General features: G+C 69.2%; 13 protein-coding genes. 6 read left to right on the top strand and 7 right to left on the bottom strand.

Annotated elements, in window-relative coordinates; all coding sequences use genetic code 11:
- Nucleotides 1-55 precede the first annotated feature (55 nt).
- The 4 genes from Y958_RS14300 to Y958_RS14285 all read left to right on the top strand — a co-directional run bounded on the left by Y958_RS14300 (nucleotide 56) and on the right by Y958_RS14285 (nucleotide 3,585).
- Complete coding sequence (locus tag Y958_RS14300; RefSeq protein ID WP_088872764.1) at nucleotides 56-595, top strand: DinB family protein; 540 nt, start codon at nucleotides 56-58, stop codon at nucleotides 593-595.
- Nucleotides 592-2,031, top strand: coding sequence for an FAD-binding oxidoreductase (locus Y958_RS14295; protein WP_088872763.1), 1,440 nt, complete (start codon nucleotides 592-594; stop codon nucleotides 2,029-2,031). Before Y958_RS14300 ends, Y958_RS14295 begins: the two co-directional genes overlap by 4 nt.
- 165 nt (nucleotides 2,032-2,196) lie before the next feature.
- Nucleotides 2,197-2,409 (top strand): hypothetical protein, encoded by a 213-nt coding sequence (locus tag Y958_RS14290; protein ID WP_088872762.1) that lies wholly within the window; start codon nucleotides 2,197-2,199, stop codon nucleotides 2,407-2,409.
- A gap of 72 nt (nucleotides 2,410-2,481) precedes the next feature.
- Nucleotides 2,482-3,585 carry a sensor histidine kinase gene (locus Y958_RS14285; protein WP_088872761.1) on the top strand — a complete coding sequence of 368 codons (1,104 nt, stop codon included), beginning with the start codon at nucleotides 2,482-2,484 and terminating at the stop codon, nucleotides 3,583-3,585.
- Here the strand turns inward: Y958_RS14285 and Y958_RS14280 are convergent.
- Complete coding sequence (locus tag Y958_RS14280; protein ID WP_244909517.1) at nucleotides 3,582-4,499, bottom strand: transglycosylase SLT domain-containing protein; 918 nt, start codon at nucleotides 4,497-4,499, stop codon at nucleotides 3,582-3,584. The genes Y958_RS14285 and Y958_RS14280 overlap by 4 nt on opposite strands.
- A gap of 316 nt (nucleotides 4,500-4,815) precedes the next feature.
- Between Y958_RS14280 and Y958_RS14275 the strand changes: the two genes are divergently transcribed.
- The gene (locus tag Y958_RS14275) at nucleotides 4,816-6,603 is read left to right on the top strand and encodes an acyl-CoA dehydrogenase (protein WP_088872759.1); all 1,788 of its coding nucleotides are present in this window, start codon (nucleotides 4,816-4,818) and stop codon (nucleotides 6,601-6,603) included.
- Between the two features lie 57 nt (nucleotides 6,604-6,660).
- On the opposite strand, the gene Y958_RS14270 is transcribed toward Y958_RS14275, so the two are convergent.
- From Y958_RS14270 to Y958_RS14255, 4 genes are all read right to left on the bottom strand, one after another.
- Nucleotides 6,661-7,773 carry an L-dopachrome tautomerase-related protein gene (locus Y958_RS14270; protein WP_088872758.1) on the bottom strand — a complete coding sequence of 371 codons (1,113 nt, stop codon included), beginning with the start codon at nucleotides 7,771-7,773 and terminating at the stop codon, nucleotides 6,661-6,663.
- A gap of 121 nt (nucleotides 7,774-7,894) precedes the next feature.
- Nucleotides 7,895-8,680 (bottom strand): ABC transporter ATP-binding protein, encoded by a 786-nt coding sequence (locus tag Y958_RS14265; RefSeq protein WP_088872757.1) that lies wholly within the window; start codon nucleotides 8,678-8,680, stop codon nucleotides 7,895-7,897.
- 1 nt (nucleotide 8,681) lies between these two features.
- A complete protein-coding gene (locus Y958_RS14260) occupies nucleotides 8,682-9,521 on the bottom strand; it encodes an ABC transporter permease (RefSeq protein WP_425600682.1) in 840 nt (279 codons plus the stop codon).
- Between the two features lie 10 nt (nucleotides 9,522-9,531).
- Nucleotides 9,532-10,551 (bottom strand): ABC transporter substrate-binding protein, encoded by a 1,020-nt coding sequence (locus Y958_RS14255; protein ID WP_088872756.1) that lies wholly within the window; start codon nucleotides 10,549-10,551, stop codon nucleotides 9,532-9,534.
- A gap of 824 nt (nucleotides 10,552-11,375) precedes the next feature.
- Between Y958_RS14255 and Y958_RS14250 the strand changes: the two genes are divergently transcribed.
- Nucleotides 11,376-11,693, top strand: a complete 318-nt coding sequence (locus Y958_RS14250) for a hypothetical protein (RefSeq protein ID WP_088872755.1) — start codon at nucleotides 11,376-11,378, stop codon at nucleotides 11,691-11,693.
- On the opposite strand, the gene Y958_RS14245 is transcribed toward Y958_RS14250, so the two are convergent.
- Entirely contained in the window at nucleotides 11,675-11,878 is a 204-nt protein-coding gene (locus Y958_RS14245; RefSeq protein WP_088872754.1) for a hypothetical protein, read from the bottom strand. The genes Y958_RS14250 and Y958_RS14245 overlap by 19 nt on opposite strands.
- A gap of 59 nt (nucleotides 11,879-11,937) precedes the next feature.
- The gene (locus Y958_RS14240) at nucleotides 11,938-12,915 is read right to left on the bottom strand and encodes a threonine ammonia-lyase (RefSeq protein ID WP_088872753.1); all 978 of its coding nucleotides are present in this window, start codon (nucleotides 12,913-12,915) and stop codon (nucleotides 11,938-11,940) included.
- Nucleotides 12,916-12,927 lie beyond the last annotated feature (12 nt).

Genomic DNA, 12,927 nt, shown 5'->3' with positions numbered 1-12,927 from the left:
GGGCGGGAGCGGACACTCTGGCGCCAAACGCCCCTGGCTTCCCGAGGTCCCGCCCATGGCCGATCCCCGGCACATCGTCCTGCTGGCCCAGTACAACGCCTGGATGAACGCCAAGGTGCTGGAGGCGGCGGCGCGCCTGCCGGCCGAGGCCCTGACCGCCGACTGGGGAGCCTTCTTCCGCTCCATCCTGGGCACGCTGAACCATCTGATGGTGGCTGACCTGCTGTGGCTGCGCCGTTTCCGCACCCACCCCGCCGGCTATACCACCCTGGACCCGGTGATGGCTCTGCCGCCCCCCACCCGCCTGGATGAGGCGCTGTATGCCGACCTGGCCAGCCTGGCGGCAGATCGCCAGGTGATGGACACGGCCATCAGCCAGTGGGCCGCCTGCATCCGCCCCTGCGATTTGAACCACGTGCTGGCCTACACCAGCAGCACCGGCACAGCCTGCGCCCGCCGCTTCGGCGACCTGATCGTGCATTTCTTCAACCACCAGACCCATCACCGCGGCCAGGTCACCACCCTGCTGACCCAGGCCGGCCAGGACGTGGGCATCACCGACCTGGTGGCCCTGATTCCGGATGAAGCCCCATGAGCACCCGCCTTTCAGAATCCGCCCAGGCCTGCCTGAAATCCCTGTCCGACTTGCTCGGGCCCGGCGGCTACATCACCGATGCGGACGCGCAAGCCCCCTACCTGACGGAAGCGCGCGGCAACGCCGTCAGCACGCCGCTGGCCCTGCTGCGCCCCTCCAGCACGCAAGAAGTGGCGGCCGTGGTGCGCCTGACGGCGGAGGCAGGCATCGCCCTGGTGCCCCAGGGTGGCAACACCGGCCTGGTGGGCGGCGCCCTGGCGGCCGAGGGCAGCCTGCTGCTGAACCTGGGCCGCCTGAACCGCATCCGCGAGATCGATCCCCTGGACCACACCATGACGGTGGAGGCGGGCGTGATCCTGGCCACGGTGCAGCAGGCCGCCAACGACGTGGACCTGATGTTCCCCCTGAGCCTGGGCGCCGAGGGCAGTTGCACCATCGGCGGCAACCTGTCGACCAATGCCGGCGGCATCCTGACCCTGCGCTACGGCAACGCCCGCGCCCAGGTTCTGGGGCTGGAGGTGGTGTTGCCCGACGGGCAGGTGTGGAACGGCCTGCGCCGCCTGCGCAAGGACAACACCGGCTATGACCTGAAGCACCTGTTCCTGGGTGCAGAGGGCACGCTGGGCATCATCACCGCCGCCACCCTGTCGCTGGTGCCCCGACCGCGCCAGATGGAAACGGCGCTGGTGGCGGTACCCGACGTGACCGCCGCCCTGCGCCTGCTGAAGCGCCTGCGCCAAGCCAGCGGCGACGCCGTCTCGGCCTTCGAGATCATGCCGCGCTTCGCCATCGACGGCGCCGCCCGCTACCTGGGCGAACAGAACGACCCGCTGTCCGAACCATCCCCCTGGTACATCCTGACGGAACTGACGGCCGGCACCCCCGGCGATGCCCTGCGCGACACGGTGGAGGCGGCCCTGGCCGAGGCCATCGACGCGGGGGAGGCGACGGACGCCACCCTGGCCGCCAGCGGCGACCAGCGGCAGAAGCTGTGGCGCCTGCGCGAGGGCCTGCCGGAGATCGGGCGCAAGGTGGGTGGCGCCCTGCACCATGACGTGGCCGTTCCGGTCAGCCGCGTCCCCCAGTTCATCGAGCGGGCCAACCAGGCGGTGGCGGCCTTGTGCCCCGGCGCCCGGCCCTACCCCTTCGGCCACCTGGGGGACGGCAACATCCACTACAACATCGCCCGGCCGGACAGCGACGACCCGGCCGACCGCGACGCCTTCCTAGCCCTGGGCGAGCGGATCATGCGGGCGGTGCACGACGTGGTGCTGGAGCTGGATGGGTCGATCAGCGCCGAGCACGGCATCGGCAACAAGAAACGCAACGAACTGGCACGCGCGCGGTCACCCCTGGAAATCGATCTTATGGCAAGCTTGAAACGCCTGCTGGATCCGCGCGACCTCATGAACCCAGGGAAAATCTTACCCCAATAGGCAGGATTTTTCGGGAAAGCCGGGCCCAGGCATAGGCCAGTACTGACCTTTGGCGTCAATTGACGGCGACTCGGGGGCCATGAGACCCTGGGTTGTAGAGATAAAGGAGCCCGTGGTGCCGCCGCGTAGGAGTCGCCGGCCCACCCCAAGAGAGGGAGAGAGCCTATGCCTGGCAAGACCTCGACCCCCATTGGCCCTCACCCCTCACCCCTGCCCCTTTACCTTAGGCTGCTGCGGGGTGGTACCCTGGTGGGGCAGACCCCGTTGGCCGATGACAGCGATGCCGCCGTATCCGTCCCGCGCCAGATGACGGGTGGCGCGTGCGGCGGCCAGATGATGGCCGGCCGGGCGGAAGATCCGGCCCTGGTCCATTTTTAGCGGCCGTACTCCCAACGATTCTAGCCATCCGCAGTAGTGCGTTCGGCCGAGGCGACTGTATGATCAGCCGCCATGAAGCCGTTCATCACGACCTTCCTGTCCCTGCGACGGCGACCAGCGCCCGTACGCTATGCCGGGGCCGCCCTGCTGGTGTGCCTGGCGTTCGGTGTGCGTATCGCGCTGGACGACGTGCTGGACGGCTATCCCGTCGTGCATTTCTTCCCGGCCCTGGTATTGGGCACGCTGTGGTTCGGGGTCGGGCCCGGCCTGGTGGCCGTGGTCCTGAGCACGACGCTGGCCCTGCCCTTCTTCGCACCGGCCGACGACGGCATACCCTGGACGCAACAGCTGGCCACCCTGCCCGACCGGCTGTCGGCCCTGCCGCCCAAGGGCTGGGCGGGCCCCGCCCTCTTCGTCGTGACCAGCCTGGTGGTGGTTTCCATCATCGCGGCCTTGCATGACGCCCTGGACACCCTGGCGGCGGGGGAACAGCAGCAGGCCATGCTGCTGCGTGAAATCTATCACCGCATCCGCAATGACCTGCAGTCCGTGTCCAGCCTGTTGATGGTGGCGGAAAGCCGGGCGGGCGCCAAGGAGGCGGGGGAACTGGCCAAGGCGGGGGAACGGGTGCGGGTGCTGGGCCTGGTCTATTCCAGCCTGCAGCGGCTGCAGCGCGAGCCCTTCGTGCCGGCCCGCGCCTTCCTGGGCCAGCTGGTGGAAAACCTGGCCGCCGCCCATGTCGCCGGCCGCCCCATCACCTTCACTGTCGAGGTCGAGGATCTGAAGCTGCCGCAGCGGGCCGCCGTGACCCTGGGCCTGGCGGCCAATGAGCTGCTGACCAACGCGCTGAAATACGCCTTCCCCGCCGGGCGGCCCGGCACCGTCGCCGTGCGCCTGGGCACGGAGGGGCAGCGATGGGTGCTGCGGGTGGAGGATGACGGCGTCGGCCTGCCGCCGCCCGCCGCCAACGGCGAAAGCCCGGCAACAACGGCCGGGCCGGCAGAAGATTCCGGCACTAATGGCAACCATCATCCCCGCCCGGCCCGCACCGGCCTGGGCCACCTGCTGCTGGAACAGCTGGCGCGACAGTGCGGCGGCCAGCTGGGGCAGGTCAGCGACGGCGGCGTGAAAGCGTGGATGGCCGTGCCGGCGACGCCGGAGGCCACCGCCCTTTAGGCGCTGGCCATGTAGGCGGCGGCCATGTTGGGCGCGCGGTTGGTGGTCATGCGCTGTTCCTGCTGGCTGTAGCCGTCCTTGTTGTCCTGGTCCTCATCCTCGGTGGGCGCGGCCAGGGCGTTCAGCATCATGATGGTATAGGTGGACAGCGGCATCTTGGACGAACTGGCGCCCCGCACCATGTCCCACGGCTGGGAGGTGCTGTCGGCCGTCTGCACGGTGCCCAGCGTGGTGGACCCGGCATATTTGTCCGCGCTGGCACCGCCCATACCGTCGAACTTCTTGGCGAAGCGGTCGTAGACCTGGCCCAGGGACAGGGCCTTGCCGTTGCCGTCATAGAAGACGGCGTCGTTGGCGTCGGCGGCGTCCGGCACCACGGCGTCGGCCGCCTGGTTGGGGTTTTTCTTCAGCGCGTTCAGGAACTTGGAGGCGCCGCCGGCGCCCAGGAAATGGGCCAGGTACAGCTCGGTCCCGCCGATGGTGCCGCCCACCTGCTGCTGCAGGGTGGTCTTGTTGTCCTGGGCCAATTGGGCCGCCATCATGGCCGAGGTATCGGCATCCTTGCGCAGGTCGAGAATCTTTTGCCGGGTGGCGGGATCGGAAACGTAGGCGCTGCCGTCGCTGCGGGTCTTGATGGCGCTGGCGTACTGCCCCAGGCCGACCTCCGCGCCATGCTGCTGCACCATGTTCAACCACGTGGAGTCGGTGAACTGGTAGAGGCCGGTGGCGCTGCTGGTGCTGGCCTTGGCATTGGTGTTGTAGCCGCTTTCCACCGACGCCTGCTTCAGCAGATAGGAAAAATCTACCCCGGCCCTGGTGCTGGCCTGCTGCACCGCCGCCACGATCCTGGCGGGGGCGGAAGACGCCAAACCCTGTGCTGCAGTCAACTGCGTGGTGGACAGTGCGCTGTTCACGACCGGACCTCACTTACCTGGAAAACGACCGGCCGATGGGGGCCGATCCGATGCTGGCCTGTAGGGAAAGCAAGGGGCGTGCCAGTCCGTCGCGGCGGCGGGATCCGGGCTGGACTTTCGGCGACGCTTGCCCGCCCGCCGCCGTCCCGGCAGGATGGGCCCCGCGTCGACGGGACGTGGCCCTTCCGCTCAATGATCGGGCCCGCCCGCCCAATAACATTGAGCACCCCCGCCGGCCGTGCCGGGCCCCGCCCCCATCCTGAAGCGACGGGCGCCGGCCCCCACCGGCGGGTCCCCCGGGAGGACCCGAGAGACCATGACCTATCAAGCGCCCCTGAAGGAAATCCGTTTCGTCCTGAATTCCGTCGTCGGCCTGGACAAAGTTGCCGCCTACCCCGCATTCGAGGCCGCCACCCCCGACCTGGTGGACGCCGTGCTGGAGGAAGGCGCCAAGCTGGCCGACAACGTGCTGGCGCCCCTGAACGTGGCGGGCGACCGCCAGGGCGCGAAGCTGACGGACACGGGCGTGCGCACCCCCGACGGCTTCAAGGACGCCTACCGCCAGTTCGTCGAGGGCGGCTGGAACAGCGTGCCCTTCGACCCCGACCACGGCGGCCAGGGCCTGCCCTGGACCCTGTTCATCGCGCTGCTGGAAACCTGGACCAGCGCCAACATGTCCTTCGCGCTAGGGCCGCTGCTGACCCAGGGGGCGGTGGAACTGCTGACCGCCCACGGGTCGGATGAGCAGAAGACGCGGTACCTGGAAAAGCTGATCTCCGGCGAATGGGCCGGCACCATGAACCTGACGGAGCCGCAGGCGGGTTCCGATGTGGGCGCCGTGCGCACCCGCGCCGTGCGCCAGGACGACGGCACCTATCGCATCAGCGGGCAGAAGATCTTCATCACCTATGGCGACCATGACTGGACGGACAACATCGTCCACCTGGTGCTGGCCCGCACGCCGGACGCGCCGGCGGGCACCAAGGGCATCTCGCTGTTCATCGTGCCGAAGTTCCTGCTGAACGCCGACGGCACCCCGGGTGAGCGCAACGACGCCTATTGCGTGGGCCTGGAGCACAAGCTGGGCATCCACGCCAGCCCCACCGCCGTCATGAGCTATGGCGACAAGGGGGCCTGCGTGGGCTACCTGGTGGGCGAGGAGAATCGCGGCATCGAGTATATGTTCACCATGATGAACAATGCCCGCTTAGGAGTCGGCCTGCAGGGCGTCTCCATCGGCGACCGCGCCTACCAGCAGGCGCTGGCCTACGCCAAGACCCGGGTGCAGAGCCGCGACGTGGCCGGCGGGCCGCAGCCGGTGACCATCATCCACCACCCCGATGTGCGCCGCATGCTGCTGACCATGCGGTCCAAGGTGGAGGCCGCGCGGGCCATCGTCTATTTCACAGCCGCCTCCCTGGACGGCCGCCACCATCATCCGGACGCGGAGGCCGCCAAACAGGCCGGCCTGCTGAACGACCTGATGACCCCGGTGGCCAAGGCCTGGAGCACCGACATCGGCGTCGAGGTGGCCAGCCTGGGCGTGCAGGTGCACGGCGGCATGGGCTTCATCGAGGAGACGGGGGCCGCCCAGTATTACCGGGACGCCCGCATCGCCCCGATTTACGAGGGCACCAACGGCATCCAGGCCAACGACCTGGTGTTCCGCAAGCTGGGCCGCGACGGCGGCGCCACCGCCCGCGCCCTGTTCGCCCTGATGGCGGAAACGGCCGACGCGGCCGCCGCCCAGCCGGGCGACGACCTGGCCGTCATCGCCCAGGGCCTGAAGCGGGGCATCGCGGCGCTGGAGGACGCGACGTCCTTCCTGGTGGACCATGTGAAGGCGGACGCGCGCGCGGCCGCCGCCGGGGCCGTGCCCTACCTGACCCTGTTCGGCAACGTCGCCGGCGCCTTCCTGCTGGCCCGCGGCGCCATCGCCGCCAACCAGGCGCTGGCCCAGGGCCAGGACGCCGCCTTCCATGAGGGCAAGCTGATCACCGCCCGCTTCTTCGTGGAACAGGTGGTGGGCCCATCGCTGGGCCTGGCCGAGCTGATCCGCACCGGTCACCGCACCCTGATGGCCCTGTCGGAGGAGCAGTTCTGAGCTGAACCGAACTGTTGGGATGGGAAGGCCGGGGTCATCGCCCCGGCCTCTCTGCGCTCAACGGGTCCGGACCGTGAAGATGGTCATGGGGATCCGCACCTGGCTCTTGCCGTGGTGGAACAGGGCCACGCGGTCCATCTGCGCCGCCGGCAGCCACAGGGTACCATCCGCTGCCAGGTAGGGCGCGTCCACCCAGTGCAGGCGCGCGTCATGGGCCACGCTGGTCACACGGCCATCGGGCGCGCGGCGACGCACGGCGTTGGCCGCCAGGTCGGTGTAGTACAGGCTGCCGTCCGGCCCCATGGCGGTGCCGCCCACCGGCGGCAGGTCGATCCAAGGTCGCACCGCGTCGGCCAGGGTGGCGGCGGGCACGGTGGGATCATCCAGCAAGCGGGTGGGCACCCGCGACCAGGGCCCTTCCAGGGGCGCGTAGTACAGCCATTCGCCGTCCGGGCTAACCTCCAGCGGATCGGAATGCACGGCCAGGGGCCTGCCGTCCGGCGCCAGCACCGTTTCCCCATCCACGACTATGGGCCGGTCGGCGGGCGCCACGGTGGACGGGTGACGGTCCAGCACCCGACGGGCGACACCGGTGGCCAGGTCCAGGACGATCAGGCCCGGCTGCCCGGCATCGGTCAGATAGGCGTGCGACCCGTGGAAACGGATGTCATCGACATAGCTGCCGGGGCGGGCGACGTCGGCGCCCAAGGGGATGACGCGATCGACGCGCCCCGTGTTCAGGTCGATGCGCACCAGTTTGGCGCCACGCGGCAGTGGATCGCCGCCGAAGTCGGGGGCGCCGGTATCCACCACCCACAGGCCGCCGGAATCATCACGGTGGATGGCGTTGATGTTCACGAAGGCGCGGGCCGGATCGGCCCCGGGCACCCAGGCATTCCAACCGGCGTCGGGAAAGGGCTTGGGCGCGCCGCCGCCCGCCACCACGACCAGGGGCGGCAACTTCGTCCCCGTCCAGCGCGGTCCGGCCAGGAAGACACGGGCACCCTCCACCGCCACCGCGTTCCACACGGCATCAGGGTTTTGCACGGCGACGGTCAGCGGGGGCGCAGGCGGGGCGGCGACGGCGGGCTGCCCCAGGATCAGCTGCGCCGCAACGACGGCGATGATGCGCAGTGGGGGGCGCAGGCGGGGAAAGGCGGCAACGGGCATGGCGTCAGATCCGTGGCAAGGGATGAGCGGATGCCCAACCCTTACCTATTCAGCCATGCGGGAAAATTCCCCAAGTTCGTAGGCAAACTATTCATCCATGAATGACAACGTCCCGCCCATATCAAATCCCGCCGCCGTCCATCAGGTCCGACAGGCGGTCACGGATGCGGGTCGCCAGGGCGCGGGCGGCGTTGTCGTCGCGGGCGCGGGGGCGGGCGGTGCCTATCCTGTCTTCCGACCGCACGGTGGCGGGCGATCCGGCCAGCAGGATGACGCGGTCGGCCAGATAGACGGCTTCATCGATGTCGTGGGTGACGAACAGGATGGTCTTGGACGTGCGCCGCCATAGGTCCAGCAGTTCGTCCTGCAGAGTCTGCCGGGTGATGGCGTCCAGGGCGCCAAAGGGTTCGTCCATCATCAGCAGGTCGGGATCGACCGCCAGCGCGCGTGCAATGGCCACGCGCTGGCGCTGCCCGCCCGACAGCTGGTGCGGCCAGCGGCCGGCCTTGTCGGCCAGGCCCACCAGGGCCAGCGCCTCCTCCGCCCGCCGGCGGCGTTCGGCACCGGGCAGGCCCAGCCCTTCCAGGCCGAAGGCGACGTTAGCACGCACGGTGCGCCAGGGCAGCAGACGCGCATCCTGGAACACCAGGCCATAGGGCCGGCGGCCTTTCGACGCGCCATTGCGGGCATGGGCCACGGTGCCGCTGTTGGGCGGGACCAGGCCGGCCACGACGCGCAGCAGGGTGGACTTGCCCACTCCCGAGGCGCCGACGATGGCGATGAATTCCCCGGCCGCCACCGACAGGTTGAAGTCGCGCAGCACCAAGGTGCGGCCGTCAGGCGATGCGGGATTGGGAAAGGCCAGGCTGAGATCGCGGATCTCGATCATGGGGGCAGTCTGCGCCATCTTAAGCCTTCCACCGCATCATACGGTCGCGCAGGGCGACGAAGCCCATGTCGACCAGGCCGTAGAACAGGGCCATGGTGGCCATGTAGACGATGACGATGTCGGTCGCCAGCAGGGAACTGGCCTGCATCATGCGCTGGCCCAGGCCCGGCACGCCGAACAGCTCCGCCGCCACCACCGACATCCAGGCCTGGCCCAGGCCGGTGCGCAGGCCCGCCAGGATGGCGCCGGACGCTGCTGGCAGCACGATCTTGACCAGTTTGGCCGGGGTGGAGCGGTGGCCGAAGGCATCGGCCAGCTCCAGAAGGTCACGGTCTACGGCCTGCACCGCGCCCAATGCTGCGAAGTAATTGATCCAGAAAACGCCCAGCACGATGATGAAGATGGCGGCCGTGGGCGTGACACCGAACCAGATGATGGCGAAGGGCACCCAGGCCAGGCCCGGAATGGGGCGCAGCAGGCGCACCACCCAGCTGGTGAAATCCTCAAGCCGCCGGGACATGCCGGTCAGCACGCCGGCGGCGATGCCGCCGACCGAGCCGATGACCAGGCCCCAGAGATAATGCCCCAGGCTTTGCAGGATGGCGGCCGTCCAGGCCCCGCTGCGCACCTCGGCCGCGAAGGCCTGGGGGATGGCGCTGGGCGGCGGCAGCAGGACGGGGCGCACCAAGCCCAGGCGCGGCACCGCCTCCCACACCACCAGAAAGGCGATGACGCCCAGCAATGCCCACAGGCCGCGATACCGCCGGGACGGCTTGGCCAGGAAAGCGGACGGCGGTATGCGTTTACCCGGGGCTGGCAGGGCGGCCCCGGGCTGATCCGGCGGTGTTGGGGAGGTCAAACGACGACGCTCACTTATGGAGTTTTTCGTAATAGCTGGCGTCGAACAGGGTATCCAGCGGCTCCGCCTTCTTCAAGACGCCGGTCTTCACCTGGAAGTCCTGCAGGGTCTTGGTCTTTTCCACGATACGGCGCGGGTCGACCACGAATTGCGAGGCGGGGGAGGTCAGGGCGCGCTGCATGGTCTTCACATCCACGATGCCGCGGCCCAGCACCTTTTCCACGTCCGCCGCCGCGCGCGCCGGATCCTGGGCGATCAAGGTGACGGCCTTGTCCACCAGTTCCACCAGCTTCTGCACCAGTTCCGGATGGTCCTTGGCGAGGGCGCCGGTGACGCCCAGCACGGTGCCCGGCTGGTCCTTGATCATGTCCTTGCCGTAGGCCAGCACCTTCACCGTGGGCAGGCGGTCCTGGATGATGGTCAGCGCCGGCTCGCGCACGGTGGCGGCGTCCACCGCCCCGGCAAGCAGCGCCTGCTGGGTGGCGTCGATGCCCATGGGCACGATCTGCACCTTGGCCGCGTCGACGTGCTCATCCTCCTGCAGCCAGTACTTCAGCACCGTGTCGGGGATGGAGCCCACGGGCTGCGTCGCGATCTTAACCGGCCGGCCCAGCTTGGCGGCCAGGCGGGAAATCGCCTCCGCCTTGGTGCCGCCCTTGGCCGCCTCGGCCGACAGTTCCGGCCCACCGGCCACCACCAGCTCCTCCACCGCGGTGGAGGCCACGACCTTGACCGTGATGCCCTGCGAACCCGCGACCATCAGGGGGCCGATGCCGCCCATGTAGGCCTCCAGCGTGCCCGAGGCCAGGCCCAGGATCATGTTGGGGCCGCTGTCGAATTGCGTCAGCTTCAGCTCGAAGCCCGCCTGCTTGTCCCAGCCTTCCTGGCTGATGATGTAGGCCGGCGCGGCACCCAGCACCGGAATGTAGCCGATGTGGACCACCGGGTCGGCGGCCTGGGAGGCGGGGGCCGCCAGCAGCGCGCCGATCAGCGGCAGGGCCGTCAGCAGGGACGAGTGGGCACGACGCATGGGGGCAATTCCCTTCGAGGGTGGGCAGGCGAATGACGGGGATTAAGCCGGCCGGCATAGGATCAACGAGCGGGGGCAACTGTCAATGCCCGTGCCCGCGTGCGTGATCTACCGTAAATTCAACACGGCAATATGTTGAATTGCCGCATGCCCGAACGGAATAGGGGCGGCGTGACAACCGTCACCGACATCGGCTGGCCCTATCGGCATTCTCCGCCCCGCCATCGCGAGGGGAAGGCCCCAAGGAAAACGGCCGATAGTGACGCCATCCTCAATTCAACATTAAAGATTCGTCATTATTATCATTATTGACAGTGCGGACGACGGATGACAGCCTTGGCATCAAGGAAGGGGCGCTCCCAGCCCTCCTTCCCGGCCAGCGCCGGGCCCTTCGCCGTCCAGGAACAACCGCCCGTTCGTTCCCTTTTTCGGTGGGGGGCCCGGCCAACCGGCCCGCGGCCATTTGACGGAGCAGCTTGCGCCGCGTCACCAACCGCTAAAGCGCCACGAAGCCCCTTCGTGGTTCCTCCGGAACGTGAAGGACCAGCCATGACCCGCACTTTCCCGACCCGACCCCGCTTCCCTGCCAAGGCTGCCGCCCTATCCGGCCGCTCCTTGCTCGTCCAATCCTGGTCCGGCCGTTCCTTGTCCGACCGCTGCCCCCACATGCGCATGGGCTGCCGCTGTTGACGAACCGTCGGGCGCGCGCGTGCACGCCCCGCCCTTGTCCAGCCGCAGCGCTCCTCCCCCTCGGGGTTTGAGCCACAAAACCATCGTGTTGTTTTCACACCCCCGTAATGGCGGAGGTGTAGAGGGAGCTCACCATGAGCCAGCGAATTCAAAATCAGGACATCGCCCGGGCGCCCGCGCCCGCCGCGGTCATCATCGAGACCGCCCGCCACACGGCGGGGCTGGCCGTCCAGGACGGCCGGGACGTCCAGTTCTTCGCCTCGCACAGCCTGTTCCAGGCCCTGGACGGGCAGCGTTTCCGCAGCGTGCGGGCGCTGGAGCGGGCCGTGAGCAGCCTGGAGGCGGCCATCGCCGATCAGCGCCGCACCCGCGACAGCCGCGGCCAGATCTGGCGCAGTTGGGAAGGCCCCCAGCTGGATGGCAACGGCACCGATCAGCCGGAAGCGGCCTGATCCTTAGCGGCCCTGTCCTCGAAATACGTATCTCCGAACTCGGCGATCATCGCCTGGACCTCGTCCACCAGGGCGCGGACCAGGCGGCGGTCGGGATGGGTGCACAGCGTCTCGTTCATCGCCTTGCCCAGCAGGGCTTGCGCTTGGGCCAGCAGCTTCACCGCCAACCGGTCTTCGAGTTCCATGCCGCTCGTCCCTTTCCTGTGGCCCCGGCGCCGGGGTCATTTCCCTTACCGTAAGCGCCTCAGGCCGCCTCGGCCAAGACCTCGGCATAGAAGGCCGGGTCGACATTGCCGCCGGACAGCACCACGGCGATGGTGCGGCCGGCCGTTTCCACCTTGCCGGCCAGCAGCGCCGCCAGGGCGGCGGCCCCGCCGGGCTCCACCACCAGCTTCAGATTCGCGGCCGCGAATCGCATGGCGGCGCGCACCTCCGCTTCCGTCACCACCAGGCCGGGGCCCAGCAGCGCCTGGGCCAAGGGGAATGTGATGGTGCCGGGAATAGGTGCCAGCAGGGCGTCACAGGAGGATTTGCCGCCCGACGCGTTGGCCACCCGTTCACCGGCGGCCAGCGACCGCGCCATATCGTCAAAGCCTTCAGGCTCCGCCGTGTGCACGCTGACCTGGGGGAAGGTCTGCTTCAGGCCGAGGGCGGTGCCGGTGGCCAGGCCCCCGCCGCTGCAGTTCACCAGGCAGGCGTCGACCGTCAGGCCCAGGGCCGCCGCCTGGCGCCCGATCTCCAGCCCCACGGTTCCTTGGCCGGCGATGATGTGCACGTCGTCGTAAGAAGGCACCAGCACGGCGCCGGTGCGGGCGCACAGGTCGCGCCCGATGACCTCACGATCCTCCGTCAGGCGGTCATAGAACACGATCTCCGCGCCCAGGGCGCGCGTGCCCGCCACCTTGATGGCGGGGGCGTCGGCCGGCATGACGATGGTGGCCCTGGTGCCCACCAGGCGGGCAGCCTCCGCCACACCCTGGGCATGGTTGCCGGACGACCAGGCGACCACGCCCCGCGCCCGTTCCTCGGCCGTCAGGCGGCCCAGGCGGTTGTAGGCGCCGCGGAACTTGAAGGAACCGGTGCGCTGCAGCACCTCGGGCTTCAACAGCACGCGGGCCCCCACCGCCGCGTCCAGGGCCGCGTTGGTGATCAGGGGCGTGGCCACCGCCTTGCCCGCCAACAGCTCCGCCGCCGCCTCGACATCGGCACCCGTCACCGCCATGATCCGTTTCCC

The sequence above is a fragment of the Nitrospirillum viridazoti CBAmc genome, assembly GCF_000730165.1.
Taxonomy (GTDB): domain Bacteria; phylum Pseudomonadota; class Alphaproteobacteria; order Azospirillales; family Azospirillaceae; genus Nitrospirillum; species Nitrospirillum viridazoti.
Note: the sequence above shows the minus strand (reverse complement) of the source record. Positions and strands in the feature narration are given on the sequence as shown.

What these genes read in the sequence shown, in the direction of transcription:
- Y958_RS14250 (WP_088872755.1), top strand. Translation starts at nt 11,376, where the DNA reads ATGAGCCAGCGAATTCAAAATCAGGACATCGCCCGGGCGCCCGCGCCC.
- Y958_RS14245 (WP_088872754.1), bottom strand. Translation starts at nt 11,878, where the DNA reads ATGGAACTCGAAGACCGGTTGGCGGTGAAGCTGCTGGCCCAAGCGCAA.
- Y958_RS14285 (WP_088872761.1), top strand. Translation starts at nt 2,482, where the DNA reads ATGAAGCCGTTCATCACGACCTTCCTGTCCCTGCGACGGCGACCAGCG.
- Y958_RS14255 (WP_088872756.1), bottom strand. Translation starts at nt 10,551, where the DNA reads ATGCGTCGTGCCCACTCGTCCCTGCTGACGGCCCTGCCGCTGATCGGC.
- Y958_RS14300 (WP_088872764.1), top strand. Translation starts at nt 56, where the DNA reads ATGGCCGATCCCCGGCACATCGTCCTGCTGGCCCAGTACAACGCCTGG.
- Y958_RS14240 (WP_088872753.1), bottom strand. Translation starts at nt 12,915, where the DNA reads ATGGCGGTGACGGGTGCCGATGTCGAGGCGGCGGCGGAGCTGTTGGCG.
- Y958_RS14270 (WP_088872758.1), bottom strand. Translation starts at nt 7,773, where the DNA reads ATGCCCGTTGCCGCCTTTCCCCGCCTGCGCCCCCCACTGCGCATCATC.
- Y958_RS14295 (WP_088872763.1), top strand. Translation starts at nt 592, where the DNA reads ATGAGCACCCGCCTTTCAGAATCCGCCCAGGCCTGCCTGAAATCCCTG.
- Y958_RS14275 (WP_088872759.1), top strand. Translation starts at nt 4,816, where the DNA reads ATGACCTATCAAGCGCCCCTGAAGGAAATCCGTTTCGTCCTGAATTCC.
- Y958_RS14290 (WP_088872762.1), top strand. Translation starts at nt 2,197, where the DNA reads ATGCCTGGCAAGACCTCGACCCCCATTGGCCCTCACCCCTCACCCCTG.
- Y958_RS14265 (WP_088872757.1), bottom strand. Translation starts at nt 8,680, where the DNA reads ATGGCGCAGACTGCCCCCATGATCGAGATCCGCGATCTCAGCCTGGCC.